Source organism: Amaricoccus tamworthensis, assembly GCF_049800875.1.
GTDB classification, from domain to species: Bacteria; Pseudomonadota; Alphaproteobacteria; order Rhodobacterales; family Rhodobacteraceae; genus Amaricoccus; species Amaricoccus tamworthensis.
In genome coordinates, this window is sequence record NZ_JBNAFV010000001.1 from 623,594 (window position 1) to 639,613 (window position 16,020).

Sequence of the window (16,020 nt, forward strand, 5' to 3'; positions counted from 1 at the left end):
CCAGCGATCAGCTGGCCGCTTTCAGCCCGGGTTTCCCGATCTTCGGCACGGAGCCGTGTCCCGTATAGGCGATCAGGGCATCATTCAGGTTCTTCGACGCACTCACCAGCTTCTGGGCTTCCCGCTCCGTCCGCTCGGCCGTCTGGCGATTGTGTGTTGTCAGGTTGAACAGATCACCCAGAGAGCCATCCACGGTCTGCATGTGCTCCGACTGGCTGGAACTGATGGATGCAATGCGCTCAACACTTTCCGACACCTCACGGATGGTATCAGAGATCCCGTTCAGCGCGTCACCGGTGCTGTTCACGAGGCGCACGCCCTCCTCCACCTCAGCCGCGCTGGCCTGAATGATGTCGGATATGTCGCTGGCCGCATCGGCCGAGCGCTGCGCGAGCGACCGGACCTCCATTGCGACCACGGCAAACCCTTTACCCGCCTCCCCGGCCCGTGCGGCCTCAACCGCCGCGTTCAGGGCCAGCAGGTTGGTCTGGAAGGAGATCGAGTCGATCACCGTGATGATCTCATTGATCCGGCTGGAGCTGTCCTTGATACGGCTCATGGCGTCAATGGCCTGCGCCACCACGGCCTCGCCGGTTCCGGCCTGATTGCCGGCGACATTCATCTTCCCATGAATTTCGCTTGCCTGAGCCGCATTGTCGCGGCTGCGGCTCGAAATCTCGGAGACGATTTTCGCCGTTGCCTCGAGCGAGCTGTTCTGACGGTCGGCACCGGCGGACAGCACACGTGATGTATCAACCAGTTCACAAACGGAGGCGTCGACCTCATTGGTGGCCTGTTCGATGGCCACAACCAGTTCACCCAGACGGCAGATCGAGGCATTCACGTCGTTCTTCAGGTCGAGCAGTTCACCGGAAAAATCGCCCTCCATCTTGGTGGACAGATCGCCCTCAGCGATGTTTCTGACGGAATTTCGTGTCGTTCGAATGCAGGTTCCCACATTGTCGAGCAGGCGGTTTACCTCCTCGCTTAGCGCGGCAAGCGTCGGGTTGCGGAACACATGATCGATTCTGGAATCGAAATCGCCCGTCTGGGCAAGTTTGACAACCGCACCGAGGGAGTTGTTGAGGGACTCGGACATGCGGGCAAAATCCACGTCGGACCGCTTGCGTTCCTCCTCGATTTTCGCCTGCGCCTCACTCAGCTTGGCGCTTTCCTTCTCGACCCGGCGCATTTCGGCGCGAATGATCTCGTTCTGGGCTTTGCGGTTGAGCACCACCCAGGTCAGCATCCCCGTCTCAAAAACCAGAATGGCACCATGAAGAAGCGCGCGGAACAAATCCGATCCGCCAGGATAGACCAGTTCCGGAATGACGAAGTTGAAGGCCAGATGATGTACGGCCACAAATACCGTCGCCGCCCAGAGGGCGGTAACACTGGCAAGGAGCGTCAGAACCGCCGCCATTGCGAAAAAGTACATGTGCATGTCGACCTGCCACGGATGACCGGCAAACAGACCGACAAGCATGGCGGGCTGCGTCATGAGGGCCAGTCCCGTCACAACAACCAAATGTGACGGCGCAAACCGGGCGCAGACCATCATCAGAAGTGACGCGGCTGTCGAAGCCAACACCGCAAGCAAGACGGGGCCATCGTTCATGAAGGCCACACCGGCGACCAGGGGCACATGCATCCAGCACAGGAGCAAAAGACCCTTCTCAATATTCGGTTCGTCACGTCTCTCGGCCATACTCGTCATCCGGTGGTACAAAATAAATCTGACAGTGAACCGTTCAGGAGCATGAGTGCCCCATTGTTACTCAGTATTTCGAAGTAATTACGATCAGGTGAATAGGTCAGGGCAACGGAAGATACCCTCGAATTCGCCAGTACGATCCCGCCTGAAACCGCGGCGACATGCGCCGCATCCCCTCCTGGTGGCACGATCAGCAGCACGGGCTCGCCGTCGACCGGTTCGCGCGTGGACAGTGCAAGCACGGCCGGCACGACCGCCATGTTGATGACGAGCGCGAGATAGACGATGGCAGGGACCAGGCGGCGTCTCATACGCGCACATGGCGGGAAATGTACGGATTTTCCGTTAACGGGGCAGTGACCCGCCCGATTTTTTGCCGTTAGAGCTTCGCGTGACGGTTCACGTCCTTGTAGAGCAGGTACCGGAACCGCCCCGGCCCACCTGCGTAACAGGCCTGCGGGCAGAAGGCACGCAGCCACATGAAGTCACCGGCCTCGACCTCAACCCAGTCCTGGTTGAGATGGTAAACGCCCTTCCCTTCCAGAACATAAAGACCGTGTTCCATGACGTGTGTTTCCATGAACGGAATACAGGCACCTGGCTCCATGTTGACGATGGTGACATGCATGTCGTGGCGCATGTCACCATGCGGAACAAAACGCGTCGTGGACCAACGGCCATCGGTTCCTTCCATGGCCAAGGGCTCGGTTTCCTGGTCACTGGTCACGAGCACCGGCGGCGTGTCGATACCGTCGACATACTCGTATTTCTTGCGGATCCAGTGAAACCGGCAGGCCGCGGAGCCATTATTCCGCAAGGTCCAGCCCGATCCCGGTGGCAGGAATGCGTAGCCGCCGGCGGCGAGTTCATGGCGTTCGCCGCCAACCTCCAGTGTGATCCCGCCATCGACCACAAACAGCACGCCCTCCCCGTCCGGGTCGGGCTCGGGCCTCTCGCTGCCACCACCAGGTTCCACCTCAACGATGTACTGCGCGAAGGTTTCCGCAAACCCCGACATTGGGCGCGCGATGATCCACGCACGGGTCCTGTCCCAGTGGGGCAGAACACTGGTCACGATGTCAGACAGGACACCCTTGGGTATGACGGCATAGGCATCCTTGAAAACCGCGCGGCCGGTGTTGAGATCCGTCTGTGGCGGCAGTCCGCCCTTCGGAAAATAGTAGGATCGTTCGTTCATTCCCTCGTCTCCTCGGCCGCGTTTCAACCGCCGGTTCCGGTGGATCGACCACGCTTCCAAACCCTGCGGAGATCGCGAATTCAGGCCGTCCCCCCGCGGAGACCTGCCTCAAAAATCAGCACTTCTGCCACATCAATAGTCAAAGTTTGGAGACAATGGCACCGAATTCCAACGCATTTTGACTGAAAAATCCTGAAACTGTGTCTCGGAAAAAGCCAAAATGATTCGCAACGGGCGCCTACTTCATGGTGGCAAGTTCAGTGCGCATACTGAGAAGCATCTCGTTGTCGGGGTTCACGGTCAGCGCTTCCCGGACGACCTCCTTCGCCTGCGCAACGTTGCCCCCACTCACAAGGACACGGATCATCAGAACCCAGGCATCCACCAGCTGCGGATCCAGTTCCACGGCCTCCCGCCAGGCCTGCATAGAGAGCCCCATGCTGCGCGACGCGAGCCCGATGCCACCGACCTGCATGTGGGTCTCCGGGAAGTCGAGGTTTGCCGCCAGCGCACTGCGCCATTCTGTCAACGGCTGTTCCAGCAGCGGCAAGATGTCAGGCGGCGCGCTCTGTGGTGCAAGCCCGGTCAGCGCCCGCGCCGCGGCAATCCGCACGGCCCGAAGCGGATCCTGCAGCGCGGGTTTGACCGCCTCAAAGCGCTGCGGCCCCGGCACGATCTGTTGCAGCATGGTTGCCGCGACGCGCACATTGACGTCGCTGTCCCACATGAAGGGCCTCACCCGTGCCGCAACCTCCGGCGTGTTCTCCGGCGTCATCAGCTCCAGCGCCGTCGCCCGAACGATACCAGCATTGTTCCGGTCCTTGGCGATCGAGATCAGGTCATCCACATTCCCCTGCGGGGACAAACGCGCCCTGGCAAAGGTCGTGGAAAAATGCGATCCGCGATTTTTGGACTCAGGGAAGCGTGAGGCAATCTCAGCAGCGGCCCACGAATTATCCCGGTCCGCGTGACAGTCGATGCACGTGTTCGGAGCACCGGTTTCCACCGAAAAATCAGGGCGCGGCACCCTGAACCCGTGATCCCTGCGCCCGTCCACGCCCATATAAACCCGCTCCGGCATGTGGCAGCTGGCGCATTGCGCCCCTTCCGAGCCTGGCTCGTGGAAGTGGTGGGACGGGTCGTCATATTCCGCAAGCGGCAGCGACGGAAAATCGGGGTTGCCAGCAAGGGAATGGCACTGGCTGCAAACCCCATTGCCCTCCGCCTTCAGCTCCCCCGAATGAGGGTTGTGACAGTCCGAGCAGCGCACACCTCTCGCGTACATCTTCGACTGAAGGAACGAGCCGTAGACATAGACCTCATCCTGTATGGTCCCATCCGCGTGGTAAAGCCCCTCGCGCAGCAAAGACAGGCCATAATGATCCGCATAGGGCACCCCCGGCGGCGGTGAGCCGTCGGTGAAAGCCTCCCGCCGGGAATGACATCCCGCACATTCCTGAATTTCCGCCTCGGCGCTTTCCCCCGGATCGACAGCAAGCCCATAACCGGTCTCCCATGCGCCGGTGTTTTCATACTGCTCGGCCAGTTCCACATGCCGCCCACCCGGTCCGTGGCAGGTCTCGCAGCCCACACCGGTTTCGGCCAATTCGGGCGCATAGACTCTTTTCTCAGAGTCATAGTTACGCGTGTATCCCGTCGCGTGACACTGGGCACAGCGGGCCTCCCAGCTTTTGTACGGTCCTGCCCAGTGCAGCCCGTCATTGACGCCAATTTCCTGGTCGGGAAACACGTGATACCAGCGGTTGGCCTCAGTATCCCATGCGATGTCCAAAACCTGCTGACGGCCGGGCGCTGGCGACAAAATATACTGCTGCAAAGGTTCGACACCGATGGTGCCCTCGACCCGGAACGTGCCACGGGTCCCGTCCTGCGCCTCCGTTTCAACGTAATCGCCATCCGGATCCCTGAGAAACCGGGTCAAAACGCCGTTATGCTCGAATTCCGTGCCGTCGAAATCCCCAAGCACCCTGTCCGGACCTGGCGCGTTCCACGCCCATGCATGATGCGAAACCCGCCAGTCGGAAGCCTCGTCCTCATGACATCCAACGCAGCTTTCAGACCCGACATAATCCGACAGGGACACCTGGGCTGCGGCGGGCGTGATGGCGGCGAGAAGAAGGGTGGCTAACAGGCCCGGAAGACAACCATGAGACACGGGATCACGCCTTGACCATTGGATCGGTCATCTGCCGGTGTTCCTGAAGCGCGAACCGGTCCGTCATGCCCGCGATGTAATCGGTGGCAAGCCGCGCCCGCTCCGTGTCGTTGGTCGCCTCAACCATGCGACGGTTCCACTGGTCCGGCAGAAGTGCCGGCGCTTCCGTGAAAATCTGGAACAGTTCGCGGATAACATTCTTCGCCTTGCGCCGCATCCGCTGCACGCTCCAGTGGCGGTACATGCGGTGATAAAGAAACGACCGGATTTCCTTGAGTTCCGTGAATGTGCCCTCGGAAAACCGCACAAGTGACACGCCCAGATGCCGCACCGCCTCCGCATCCTTCGGGGCGTACTCCGCCATTCTCGCGCGGCTCTCGGCCAATACGTCCTCAACCAGAAGACCAAAAAACCGCCGCAATGCCTCATGCTCCCGACGGTCGGCTGAAATGGAGGGATATTTTGCGTCCACAGCCGCGATGCATGGCCCGATCATCGGCAGGCAGCGCAGATCCTCAAGCGAGAACAGACCCGCCCGCAACCCGTCGGCGAGGTCATGGTTGTTATAGGCGATATCGTCTGAAATCGCGGCCACCTGCGCCTCGGCACTGGCATGGGTCTGCAATTCCAGATCGTGCTGATCACAGTATTCCCTGAGGGCAAAATGCACCTCGCCGGTGACGGGGCCGTTATGCTTGGCAATGCCCTCCAGCGTTTCCCAGGTCAGGTTCAGACCATCGAAATCCGCGTAATGGGCCTCAAGCCGTGTGACGATCTTCAGCGCCTGTGCGTTGTGGTCAAATCCACCGTGAGGCGCCATCAGGTCATGCAGCGCGTCCTCGCCCGTATGGCCAAACGGCGGGTGCCCCAAATCATGGGCCAAAGCCACGGCCTCCGCCAGGTCCTCATTCAAACCAAAGGCCCGCGCCAGGGTCCGGGCAACCTGCGCCACCTCGATGGAATGGGTCAGGCGCGTACGGTAATAATCGCCCTCATGTTCCACAAAAACCTGGGTTTTATGCTTGAGCCTGCGAAAGGCGGAGGAATGAATAATGCGGTCACGGTCGCGCTGATACGGCGTCCGGTGTGTCGAACCGGTTTCCTCAAAACAGCGCCCCCGGCTGTCGTCCGGTCGTGTCGCAAAGAGTGAGATCATAAAGGTCAGGCCTTGTCTGTGACGGTATACGCGCTTACCTGATGGCATAACGCATTCAGATCAGGGCCGAAAGATGGAGCTTTCCATTCCTCCCCGCGTAACGGGGCGCGCATTTGACAGACTCCGCGAGATCAGCACCGACGGCGGCGGCAACTACCTGCGCATCGCCGTTGAAGGCGGCGGCTGTTCGGGGTTTCAGTATGAAATGAAACTGGAAACCGCAGCGGCCGACGACGATCTCGTTATCGAAAACGACGGCACCGGCGTGCTGATCGACCCGGTCAGCCTGCCCTTCCTTGCCAATGCCGAGATCGATTTCACCGACGAACTGATCGGCGCACGGTTTGTAGTCAACAATCCCAACGCCACCTCCAGCTGCGGCTGCGGAACCAGTTTCTCGATGTAGTGAAATCGTCGCCCCGTCGCGACTGTGGCCACTTGTGATCCCAGTGCGCCACCCGTAATCTGCGCGCAAACAGACACGGGCAACTCCATGAAAATCGCATCCTTCAACATCAATGGCATCAAGGCGCGGCTTCCGGCACTGCTCGACTGGTTGAAGGAGGCGGAGCCGGATGTGGTGCTGGTTCAGGAAATCAAATCAGTCGACCACACCTTCCCCCGCGAGGCCATCGAGGACGCGGGCTATTCCGTAGAAACCCATGGACAGAAGAGTTTTAACGGCGTCGCGATCCTGTCGAAACTGCCGCTGGAGGACGTGACGCGCGGTCTACCCGGTGACGATGAGGACGAACAGGCCCGCTGGATCGAGGCGACGGTGGCCGGAGAAACGGGCGCCATTCTCCTCTGCGGCCTCTACCTGCCAAATGGCAATCCGGCGCCGGGGCCGAAATACGACTATAAACTTGCCTGGATGGAGCGGTTGAAGGCCCGCGCGGCTGACCTGATCGCATCAGAGGAATGCGCCCTGATGGCGGGAGACTACAACGTCATCCCACAGCCCGAGGACTGCCACGACCCGGCCGTCTGGGCCGACGATGCGCTGTTTCTGCCCCAGACCCGCAAGGCCTGGCAGTCCATCGTCAATCTCGGGTTCACCGAGGCCCTGCGGACCGTGAACCAGCAACCGGAAACCTACACTTTTTGGGACTACCAGGCCGGCGCGTGGCCCAAAAACAACGGCATCCGCATCGATCACTTCCTACTGACGCCGCAGGCGGCCGACCATCTGGTGGCCTGCAACATCGACAAGCATGTGCGCGACCGTGAAAAACCCTCCGATCACGTGCCGATATGGGTGGAACTGGATATCTGATCCGCACAGGTTTTGACCACTATTATGGTTAGCATGGCCCTGTTTTAATGTTTTGCCAGGGTTCGACTGCAAAACTGCTCCTGCCATTTTGTCAGGGGTCTTCCATGAACCTTTACCACTGCTCGATTGATCTTCAGAACAACGAAAAAGCCATGGCTTTTGCCGTGGCCGTTGAGGCGTGGATGAACCATCTGGAGTCCAACGGTGTCATCAACTCCTGGCGCCTGTGCCGCAGAAAACTGGGCTTTGGTGCACCGCGGGCCCGTGATTTCCTGCTGGAAATTGAGGTCGAGGATCTCACCCAGCTCGACAGCGCATTCCGCTTCACCGGCTCCGGAGACGAGCAGGTTGAGCGACTGCACATGACCGTTCACAAAATGATCGGAGAGTCGGACATCGCGCTCTACCGCCCCTTCCCTGACCCCGAACGCTCGGAACGCATGGCGCTGATATAAGCCTGTTCAGTCACCAACCAGGTCGTAGTGCCGGATGGCACGGGATTCCACGAGTTCCGCCTCAGACGGATCAATATGCGGACGGTCATAGTCCTCGCCGACGAACGCCTTCAACGCGTCGATATCGCGCCAGACCATCACGAAACTGAACTCCCTCGGGCTTTCCGCCCGGGCTGCTCCGGGCAGAACCTGAACGATCCCGTCGGTTCCTTTCATGAGCGGGATTGCGGTGTTGTGGAAGAAGTCCGCGAACTCCTCCTCTTTCCCTGGCCGCGCCACTACCTGAAAAATGCGCATGATCATGTTACCGGACCTCCTGCTGTTGCCGGGACGGACTGAAGTCAATGCGGGGCCAGTATAGCACAAAACGCCCGTTCAGGCTGAACGGACTGTCACGGGCGGGCTCGGGCTATCCGAAAGTGTGTGCCACGTCGTACATGACCGGCTCGAAACTGCGGCACAGGCTGTTCAGCTTGCGGTTCCGCTCCCGCATTTCATCGGAGCGCAGCATGGCCAGGAAATCCTCCCGCCGCCGCCACTGCGAATAATTGGCGATCCGGGTCTGGGCATCGTTAACGTGCAGGCCCGCCCCGATAAATCCTGGCTGGTGCGAGATGAAGTTTTCATAGGCATCGTTCAGGGCATCCATCAGATCCTGACAGGTGCCAGGCGTCATCTCAAAGGTGGTAATCACCGTTTGAAGATCGCTGTCGCGGGAAATCGTGGGCATGGGCATCTCCTCTCCTGAAGGCTCTACGGCCATTGGGTGAAAGAACATCTCCAGTACAGCACGCGGGCGCCGCTTCGAAAAGGGAATGTTAACTCCCCCCGTGCTTGATCGCGGGTGCCCACGCCTGCCCCCTTTTCCCGGGCACCCATTTTCACCGGTCCCTGGGAGAACCCCTTGCGCCTCGTCTCCGCCCTTCTGCTCCTGATGTTGACCCTGCCCGCGATGGCGACAGCTGGTGCATGGCCGCGCGAGCACCGGTCGGCTTTTGTCTCCCTCAGCACCAATTTTAGCACCGCAGCGCGATCCCTCGACGGGATGCTTGTCGATCTGCGCAACGTCACATCGCTCTACGCTGAATACGGCCTGACCCCAAAACTGACGGTCGGAGCCGAGGCAAGCAAGGGCAGCGGAGATTCAGAGGAAGGTGCCGTTGGCCTGGTATTCGCCCGCTATCCGATCTGGACCAGCGAGGGCGGCCATCGCTTTGCCGCGGGCTTCGGCATCGGCCTGCGCGAGGAAACCGATTTCCCGACCCAGTGGCGCTTCCGACCTGGACTTGCCTGGGGCTACGGCTTTGAAAGCCGCTGGGGCGGCGGTTGGCTTGGCGTGGATGCCAGCTATGAGCGACGCATTCCTTCCAACACCTACGTCATAAAGGCCGATTTTACCGCCGGGATCCGCCCGCGCGACCGCTGGATGGCAATCTTCCAGGTACAGTCGTCGCGGGAGGATGCGGGAACCATTGTGAAACTCGCCCCTTCGGTGGTGCGCGAAATCAGCGAACGCACCAGCCTGCAGTTGGGCGCAACCGCAGGCGTGAAGGGCGATGACACGCTTGGTGTCAAACTCGGTGTCTGGTTCCGGTTTTAAACCGCTTCCGGCTCCAGCTCCTTGGACCACAGTACGGTATCGGCCCGGTCGACTAGGGAGACCGTCATCACACCGGTTTCCCCTTCGATGTCCACCTGACCGAAGAACTGAAGCCCAGCGGATGGCGGCAGGTTGGCCTGACCATCCTCAGGTGCTTTCACGAATTCAACTTTCGGCCCGAAGGTGTTGTCGAGATCGTTCGGCCCAAAGGTTCCGGCATGCAGCGGCCCGGAGACAAATTCCCAGAACGGATCGAAATCCTGGAACTGCGCCCGGTCGGGCGAGTAGTGATGCGCAGCGGTGTAGTGCACGTCCGCGGTAAGCCAAACCACGTTTTTCACGCCAAGGTGTTTGATCCCGCTCAGGATCTCGGCAATGTCAAACTCGCGTCCGCGCACCGGACCGTCGCCATTGGCGAGGTTTTCAAAGTGCTCCGCCCCGTCGCGCACCAGCAGACCAATGGGCATGTCGGACGCGATGATTTTCCAGGTCGCGCGGCTGGAGGCAAGACCGGCTTTCAGCCAGTCGATCTGCTCACGGCCGAGGAACGTCGTCGCATCGCCGCGCTCGGTCTGGTCATTGGTCGAGTTGTCGCCGCGATAGGTGCGCATGTCGATGAAGAAAACGTCGAGATGCGGACCGTAGGAGATCTTGCGGTACACACGGCCAGGCTCCTCAGGAGACTGGCGGATCGGGTTTGTCTCCATAAAGGCGCGGATCGAACGGGCCGAGAGAAGCGCCACATTTTTCTCGGTGTAGCGGTCATCTTCAAGAATCTCGTTCGGGTACCAGTTGTTGACCGTCTCGTGGTCGTCCCACTGGCTGAACATCGGCACCTGGGCATTGAAGTCGCGCACATTGGTGTCGAGCATGTTGTAGAGCCAGTTGTGACGGTACTCATGGAGCGTCTCGGCAACCTTGGATTTCTCCTCGGTCATCAGGTTGGTCCAGGTGCCACCGTCCGGCATCTCGGCCGTCTCGGAGAGCGGACCGTCGGCATAGATCGTGTCGCCGCTGTGGATGAAGAAATCCGGACTGCGGTTGAGCATGGTCCGGTAGGTGCCCATGCCACCCCGGCTCTCATCAATGCCCCATCCCTGCCCAGCGGTATCACCGGACCAGACAAAACGCACGTCGCGGCGCGCCGTCGGAGCGGTACGGAAACGGCCCACCACAGGTTCGGAAACCGCATTCAGGTCCGTCAGGTCGACCATGCTCACGCGGTAAAACACCTCCTGGTCCGACGGCAGACCGGTCAGGAGCATCTTGCCCATGTTGTCCGTCCCTTCGGCAACGGCAAGGTCGGGCAGCATCCGCGAATTGGCGAAGCTTTCAACCGTGGACACCTCAACCTGCATGCGGGAAGGCCGGTCGGCACGTGCCCAGATCACCGCACCGTCATGGCTCACGTCGCCCGACTGCAGGCCATGTGAAACCACGGGTCGGCTCTGTGCCCGCGAGAATCCTGGCAAAAACAGAGCTGTAGAGGCGATCCCTGTTCCCAGTACGGAACGGCGTGAAAGCTTGATTGTCATGTAACCCTCCTGACATGTCTGGCAAATCCGCCGGAAGGAGGTCGCATGGGCTCGTGACGTAATCGCGACGTTATGTTTACATCTGCTTAACGCCCCGCAAGGGCTGCGCTCTGCGGCAACGGCGAACGCCGGTCAGGGTTTCCCCAGACCGGCGTCTCAATCAACAGGATCTGCGTAGGTGTCAGGCGACCCGCTGATCGGCGTATCCGTCCACGCCCCTGTCCACCTGGAACCGCTGAACCCGGTCTCGCAGCTTGCGGGACTCGTCCATCAGGACCTGTGTGGCACCTGTGGTTTCCTCGGTCATGGCCGCGTTCTTCTGCATTGTGCTGTCGAGTTGGCCGGTAGCGGCGTTGATCTCGTTGATACCGGTGGCCTGCTCGCGGGCCGAGGTTGAAATTTCGCCCACGTTTTTGGCGATCTCGGCTACACTCTCAATAATGTCCTGAAGTGCGGCACCCGCATCACCGACCAGTTTGGCACCACGCTCAACCTGACCGTTGGAGGTCGAGATCAGGCCGTTGATTTCCCGCGCCGCCTCGGAAGACCGCTGCGCCAGAGCCCGAACTTCCGATGCCACAACCGCAAAGCCCTTGCCCGCATCTCCGGCGCGTGCCGCCTCAACGCCCGCATTGAGCGCCAGCAGGTTGGTCTGGAAGGCGATGTCGTCGATAACGTCGATGATCCGGCCAATCCGTTTCGAGGATTCCTCAATCTCGGTCATGGCCGAAACCGCCTCGTCCACTACCTTGCGGCTGGTTTCTGCCTTGCCATTCGTCGAGCCGGCAATGTCATTGGCCTGGCCGGCGCCTTCGGCTGCGGACGCCACTGACACCGTCAGTTCGTTGAGCGCGGCTGCGGTTTCCTCAAGGGTCGCAGCCGAAGATTCCGTGCGGCGCGACAGCTCATTGGTCGCCGCGGAAATCTCGGTCGAACTGCGGTCAATGATGGTCACGCTGTCGACAATCTGTCCAATCAGCCGCGACAGCGTAGAGACGGCCTCGTTGAAGTCGCGACGCAGTTCCTCGTAAGCATCCGGGAACGCTTCCAGAATGCGGACCTTGAGGTCACCCTCGGCAAGCCGGCGCATGCCTTCCGCCAGGGACGAAACGACGCGCTCCTGTTCCAGCGCCCGGGCCTGGCGTTCGGCCTCGGCCGCGGCGCGGGTGGCTTCACGCTCCTGCAGTTCACGCTCTTCGCGCAGACGCTCGGTCTCCTCGCGATTGCGTTCCTCTTCCTGCATCCGTTTCTGGTCAATCATACCGTCCCGGAAAACGGTAAGTGCGGAGGCCATCCGCCCAATCTCACCACCCTGCCGAGAGAAGCCCTCCACCGGCGCCAGATTGCCCCTGGCCAGACGCTCGGTCACCTTCGTCAACGCGATCAGCGGACGCCCGATCAGCAGCACGGCCCCGAACGTTGCAAGGATCAGAACAATCGGGCTGATAACCGCGATCGTCGTCATCGACGCCTGACCGCCATTGGCCGCAGCCTCAAGCCGACCACTTGCCGTCTCGATCTCGCCCATGGAGCGACGGCTGATACTGCGCGCAATCGTGGTGATCGACCGGACCTTGTCTGCGGCAACCCGCGCGGCGACATCCGCACGGCCCCGCGCCTCAATCACCGTTTTGCGGGCGGCCAGAATACCGTCTGCCGGGTCAACATGAGCGGAGATCTCGGCAATCGCCGCCATGGTCTCCGGACTGTCGATGAACACCATCGACAGCGCCTCAATATCACCAATCAGCTCATCGGCCCTCGCCTGAGCGGCCGCGACCCCTTCGGCATCATCGGCGGACGCACCCGTCAATACCACCGACTGAACCGCACCCAGCATCCGCTCCAGGCGTGCGGCCAATGCCATGTTTTCCAGATCCGACATTCTGTCCGCAATCGGAGTTTCCGGATCGCCACCAATGGCCTTGCTGTAGGCCCCGTTCGCAATCGAAATCAGCCGCGCGCTTGCGGAGGACACGGCAGCACTGAGCGCGTCCGACCCGTCCAGCGTAGCCTCGTCATAGGACAGGTCATCCGTCCGCGCCGCAGCAATTTCCTCAAGACCCGTTCTGACTTCGGCAATATCGCCCAGCAGTGTCGCGGCATCCGGACCCTCAAGCCCCTCGGCCGACGCAAGCAGGCGATCGAGGCCGTCCCGTGCCGACGCCACGCTTTCATTCATTTCCTCGGTACTGCCCGCGATCAGAATGGATGAGAGCCCCTCACCCAGATCGCCCGCACTCTCGAAAATCGCGCTGCTTTCCTTGAGGCTTGGGACGACCTCCTCCTGAAAGCGGCCGAGAGACCCGGAGAACTCACCGAATATCGAGTGGCTCATCCAGATGGCGGTGCCGGTAATACAACCGACGATGAGGAGCATCGCGGCAATCTTTGCAACGATACTGCCGGCAAGCGTGCGTACTGAGGAAATCATAAACGGGGCCTTAACGTTGACTGCGATCGACATACCCATGCCCGCTTCCGTCGATGCAACGTGCATCAGGACCGCGGAAATGTGGTTCAGCGCTATCCCCACAGGCTTAATAGCCGGTTACGATTAACCAGGTTTGGGGTTCAAACCGGGGCTCATTTGGGAAATGAACCGATTAAATGGCTGCCCAGGACACCCGGGCGGCACATTGCTCCCAATCATGATTAACCTAACCCGTCGCCTCGGCGCTGACCACATCGGCGCTGTAGATCCAGTCGAACCGGCTGAGAAGGAAATCCGGTGAGATCTGCGACATTGTCGAAAGACCGAACTGCGCAATCGCACCAACGCCTGGCCCCAGATGGTAAATACGCCCGTTCTGCGCCGCGGCTTGCTGGACCCTGGCCGCCCGCGGCTCCCGTCGGGCCTCATAGGCCGTCAGACCGCGTTCCGGATCCCGTGCCACGTCCAGTTCCGCAGCCAGCACCCAGGCGTCCTCCAGCGCCATGGTCGCGCCCTGCGCCAGAAACGGCAACATCGGATGGCAGGCATCCCCCAGCAGCGCCATACGTCCGTTGACCCAGCGCGGCAGGGGCTTGTGATCAAAGAGCCCCCAGAGAAACGTCTCCTCCACCGCCGCAAACAGGGCGCGGATGGATGGCGCCCAGTTAGGAAAAGCCGCCCGCAACTCATCGGGATCGGAGCGGCTCATCCACCCCTCCTCAACCCAGTTCTCCCGCTCCTCCACCGCAACAAAGTTCATCAGTCTTCCGCCACGGAGAGGATAGGTCACCACATGCCGCTTCGGTCCCATGGTGATACAGGGACCATTGGGAAATATTCCATCCGGCAACCGGTCGACCGGAACCAGACCGCGCCAGGCCACATGCCCCGTAAACCGGGGTTCAGGGCCCTGAAAATGGGTCTTGCGAATGGAAGAGCGCACGCCATCCGCTGCAATGACGATATCCGTGTCCGCCGTCTCTCCGTTGGCAAAACTGATGGTGTGGCCATCATCGCGCCGGGTCACACTCTCCATGCAGTGACCGGTGTTGACTGTCACCCCGGCCTCCCGCGCGCCCTCCAGCAGGATTTTCAACAGATCTGCACGATGAAACTGCCAATAGGGCCGTCCATACCGCGTCACCACGTTATTCCCCAACGCGGCCCCGGCTATGCGACGCCCAAGCGTATGCTCGCGTATCTCAAGCTCCTGCGGGAAAGCGGCAACGCTCTCGGCCCGGTCACGCAGGCCCAGCGCCTCGAGAACCGACACACCGTTGGGCGCGACCTGAATACCGGCGCCGACCTCCGTCAGTGCCTCGGCGCGCTCAAAAACCTGAACCTTCGCACCACGTTGCGCCATGGCCGTCGCGGCGGCAAGGCCACCGATCCCGGCACCGATTACCGCAACATCACGTCCGCCAAGATACATTCCCTGTCACCCCCGGGCCGACTTTCCCAACACTGAGAAGTAGTACAAAGGACGCAAAAGGCCAGCGCAAAATCGCACCGGCCTCGTGGATCGGAAAGGGAAAAGCGTCAGTTTGTGCCCCGGTCTACCGGGTCAGCCTTTCAACTTCGGCGCGGATTTCCGGACCGCGCAGGACATAGGCCTCATCCGACCGGCCCCGCTGAACATGAACCTCACCGGAGGCCTTCGACGCGACGCTGACCACCCGTGACTTCTGGTTTGCTCCCGGTCTGATGGCCGTAATCATGCCAACGAGACCACCATCCAGACCCAGGAGCGGACCACCTGAAAATCCCGGGCGAACGCCAGGCAGGCTCACAACGAGCCCGGGGCCGAATGTCTCGATGTTCTTTCGCGGCACCAGCACACGACCGTCGAGTTCCAGAAGCGAAACGGGCGACAGCCCCTTCTCCGCATCCGTACCGGCAGCCAAAACAGGCGTCCCCCGACGCCCTGACGTTCCGTTCCCGGGAACAGGCTTCAGAAACCCACGCGGAATCGCCAATACCGCCAGATCCATGCGACCGCTGATCGCGTGAAGCCGGGCCTGCGCCACGCTGCCCCCGCTGGACGACTCAACCAGCCGGACCCTGTCGCCCACACCAAGCCCGTCCACCACATGCGCGTTGGTCACCGCAAGACCATCTGCCAGCGCAAAGGCCGACCCGATGAGTTTGCCGTTGATGACCGTTGCATGATGGGTCAGCGGACTTGCCTGCTGACGGGCATCCGCATTGGAATCCAAAAACGCAAGGCAGGTCAGACCAGCCGCAAAAGACAGAAAAAATAATCCCCAGCTCCGACGGACCCCAATCCGACGGCGCATCCCCCTCAGGACACCCATTAACACCCCCAGTCAACACCACCCCACCTGGTGATGTTCGAGGGCAAACTGCACCTGGCGAATTACTGATGGCTTAACCGGGCCCGACCAAGTTCCTAAAGTCTTACGTTAACAAAAAGTATCCATAATTAAATATTTATTAATCCCCCACTGAAATCTGT

15 protein-coding genes are annotated in these 16,020 nt (G+C 60.7%); 4 read left to right on the forward strand and 11 right to left on the reverse strand.

What is annotated here, in order from left to right; all coding sequences use genetic code 11:
- Positions 1-7: 7 nt before the first annotated feature.
- The 5 genes from ACP15P_RS02975 to ACP15P_RS02995 form a co-directional block, all read right to left on the reverse strand.
- On the reverse strand, positions 8-1,708 hold the full coding sequence (locus ACP15P_RS02975) for a methyl-accepting chemotaxis protein (protein WP_424927003.1): 1,701 nt from the start codon (positions 1,706-1,708) through the stop codon (positions 8-10).
- Between the two features lie 5 nt (positions 1,709-1,713).
- Complete coding sequence (locus tag ACP15P_RS02980) at positions 1,714-2,025, reverse strand: hypothetical protein (RefSeq protein WP_424927004.1); 312 nt, start codon at positions 2,023-2,025, stop codon at positions 1,714-1,716.
- 68 nt (positions 2,026-2,093) lie between these two features.
- The gene (locus ACP15P_RS02985) at positions 2,094-2,912 is read right to left on the reverse strand and encodes a bifunctional allantoicase/(S)-ureidoglycine aminohydrolase (RefSeq protein WP_424927005.1); all 819 of its coding nucleotides are present in this window, start codon (positions 2,910-2,912) and stop codon (positions 2,094-2,096) included.
- 238 nt (positions 2,913-3,150) lie between these two features.
- On the reverse strand, positions 3,151-5,088 hold the full coding sequence (locus tag ACP15P_RS02990; protein WP_424927006.1) for a multiheme c-type cytochrome: 1,938 nt from the start codon (positions 5,086-5,088) through the stop codon (positions 3,151-3,153).
- A gap of 4 nt (positions 5,089-5,092) precedes the next feature.
- A complete protein-coding gene (locus tag ACP15P_RS02995) occupies positions 5,093-6,244 on the reverse strand; it encodes a deoxyguanosinetriphosphate triphosphohydrolase (RefSeq protein ID WP_424927007.1) in 1,152 nt (383 codons plus the stop codon).
- A gap of 73 nt (positions 6,245-6,317) precedes the next feature.
- On the opposite strand from ACP15P_RS02995, the gene ACP15P_RS03000 reads away from it, so the two are divergent.
- The 3 genes from ACP15P_RS03000 to ACP15P_RS03010 all read left to right on the forward strand — a co-directional run bounded on the left by ACP15P_RS03000 (position 6,318) and on the right by ACP15P_RS03010 (position 7,975).
- Positions 6,318-6,650 carry a HesB/IscA family protein gene (locus ACP15P_RS03000; protein ID WP_424927008.1) on the forward strand — a complete coding sequence of 111 codons (333 nt, stop codon included), beginning with the start codon at positions 6,318-6,320 and terminating at the stop codon, positions 6,648-6,650.
- A gap of 87 nt (positions 6,651-6,737) precedes the next feature.
- Positions 6,738-7,520, forward strand: coding sequence for an exodeoxyribonuclease III (xth, locus tag ACP15P_RS03005; protein WP_424927009.1), 783 nt, complete (start codon positions 6,738-6,740; stop codon positions 7,518-7,520).
- Between the two features lie 104 nt (positions 7,521-7,624).
- Complete coding sequence (locus ACP15P_RS03010; RefSeq protein WP_424927010.1) at positions 7,625-7,975, forward strand: DUF6614 family protein; 351 nt, start codon at positions 7,625-7,627, stop codon at positions 7,973-7,975.
- Positions 7,976-7,981: 6 nt separating this feature from the next.
- Here the strand turns inward: ACP15P_RS03010 and ACP15P_RS03015 are convergent, their stop codons facing one another.
- Both ACP15P_RS03015 and ACP15P_RS03020 read right to left on the reverse strand, forming a co-directional pair.
- A complete protein-coding gene (locus ACP15P_RS03015) occupies positions 7,982-8,278 on the reverse strand; it encodes an antibiotic biosynthesis monooxygenase family protein (RefSeq protein WP_424927011.1) in 297 nt (98 codons plus the stop codon).
- Between the two features lie 106 nt (positions 8,279-8,384).
- Positions 8,385-8,705 carry an antibiotic biosynthesis monooxygenase family protein gene (locus ACP15P_RS03020; RefSeq protein ID WP_424927012.1) on the reverse strand — a complete coding sequence of 107 codons (321 nt, stop codon included), beginning with the start codon at positions 8,703-8,705 and terminating at the stop codon, positions 8,385-8,387.
- A 174-nt stretch (positions 8,706-8,879) separates the two neighbouring features.
- Between ACP15P_RS03020 and ACP15P_RS03025 the strand changes: the two genes are divergently transcribed.
- Positions 8,880-9,575 (forward strand): hypothetical protein, encoded by a 696-nt coding sequence (locus ACP15P_RS03025; RefSeq protein ID WP_424927013.1) that lies wholly within the window; start codon positions 8,880-8,882, stop codon positions 9,573-9,575.
- Here ACP15P_RS03025 and ACP15P_RS03030 read toward each other — a convergent pair.
- The 4 genes from ACP15P_RS03030 to ACP15P_RS03045 all read right to left on the reverse strand — a co-directional run bounded on the left by ACP15P_RS03030 (position 9,572) and on the right by ACP15P_RS03045 (position 15,859).
- The gene (locus ACP15P_RS03030; protein WP_424927014.1) at positions 9,572-11,110 is read right to left on the reverse strand and encodes an alkaline phosphatase D family protein; all 1,539 of its coding nucleotides are present in this window, start codon (positions 11,108-11,110) and stop codon (positions 9,572-9,574) included. The genes ACP15P_RS03025 and ACP15P_RS03030 overlap by 4 nt on opposite strands.
- Before the next feature lie 181 nt (positions 11,111-11,291).
- Positions 11,292-13,583, reverse strand: coding sequence for a methyl-accepting chemotaxis protein (locus tag ACP15P_RS03035; protein ID WP_424927015.1), 2,292 nt, complete (start codon positions 13,581-13,583; stop codon positions 11,292-11,294).
- A gap of 187 nt (positions 13,584-13,770) precedes the next feature.
- Complete coding sequence (locus ACP15P_RS03040) at positions 13,771-14,976, reverse strand: FAD-dependent monooxygenase (protein WP_424927016.1); 1,206 nt, start codon at positions 14,974-14,976, stop codon at positions 13,771-13,773.
- 124 nt (positions 14,977-15,100) lie between these two features.
- Positions 15,101-15,859: a S1 family peptidase gene (locus tag ACP15P_RS03045; RefSeq protein WP_424927017.1), complete on the reverse strand. Its 759-nt coding sequence runs from the start codon at positions 15,857-15,859 to the stop codon at positions 15,101-15,103.
- Positions 15,860-16,020: the final 161 nt, after the last annotated feature.

Coding starts and splice junctions, on each gene's coding strand:
- ACP15P_RS02985 (WP_424927005.1), bottom strand. CDS start 2,912: ATGAACGAACGATCCTACTATTTTCCGAAGGGCGGACTGCCGCCACAG.
- ACP15P_RS03020 (WP_424927012.1), bottom strand. CDS start 8,705: ATGCCCACGATTTCCCGCGACAGCGATCTTCAAACGGTGATTACCACC.
- ACP15P_RS03040 (WP_424927016.1), bottom strand. CDS start 14,976: ATGTATCTTGGCGGACGTGATGTTGCGGTAATCGGTGCCGGGATCGGT.
- xth (WP_424927009.1), top strand. CDS start 6,738: ATGAAAATCGCATCCTTCAACATCAATGGCATCAAGGCGCGGCTTCCG.
- ACP15P_RS03010 (WP_424927010.1), top strand. CDS start 7,625: ATGAACCTTTACCACTGCTCGATTGATCTTCAGAACAACGAAAAAGCC.
- ACP15P_RS03030 (WP_424927014.1), bottom strand. CDS start 11,110: ATGACAATCAAGCTTTCACGCCGTTCCGTACTGGGAACAGGGATCGCC.
- ACP15P_RS03015 (WP_424927011.1), bottom strand. CDS start 8,278: ATGATCATGCGCATTTTTCAGGTAGTGGCGCGGCCAGGGAAAGAGGAG.
- ACP15P_RS03045 (WP_424927017.1), bottom strand. CDS start 15,859: ATGGGTGTCCTGAGGGGGATGCGCCGTCGGATTGGGGTCCGTCGGAGC.
- ACP15P_RS02980 (WP_424927004.1), bottom strand. CDS start 2,025: ATGAGACGCCGCCTGGTCCCTGCCATCGTCTATCTCGCGCTCGTCATC.
- ACP15P_RS02975 (WP_424927003.1), bottom strand. CDS start 1,708: ATGGCCGAGAGACGTGACGAACCGAATATTGAGAAGGGTCTTTTGCTC.
- ACP15P_RS02995 (WP_424927007.1), bottom strand. CDS start 6,244: ATGATCTCACTCTTTGCGACACGACCGGACGACAGCCGGGGGCGCTGT.
- ACP15P_RS03035 (WP_424927015.1), bottom strand. CDS start 13,583: ATGGGTATGTCGATCGCAGTCAACGTTAAGGCCCCGTTTATGATTTCC.
- ACP15P_RS03000 (WP_424927008.1), top strand. CDS start 6,318: ATGGAGCTTTCCATTCCTCCCCGCGTAACGGGGCGCGCATTTGACAGA.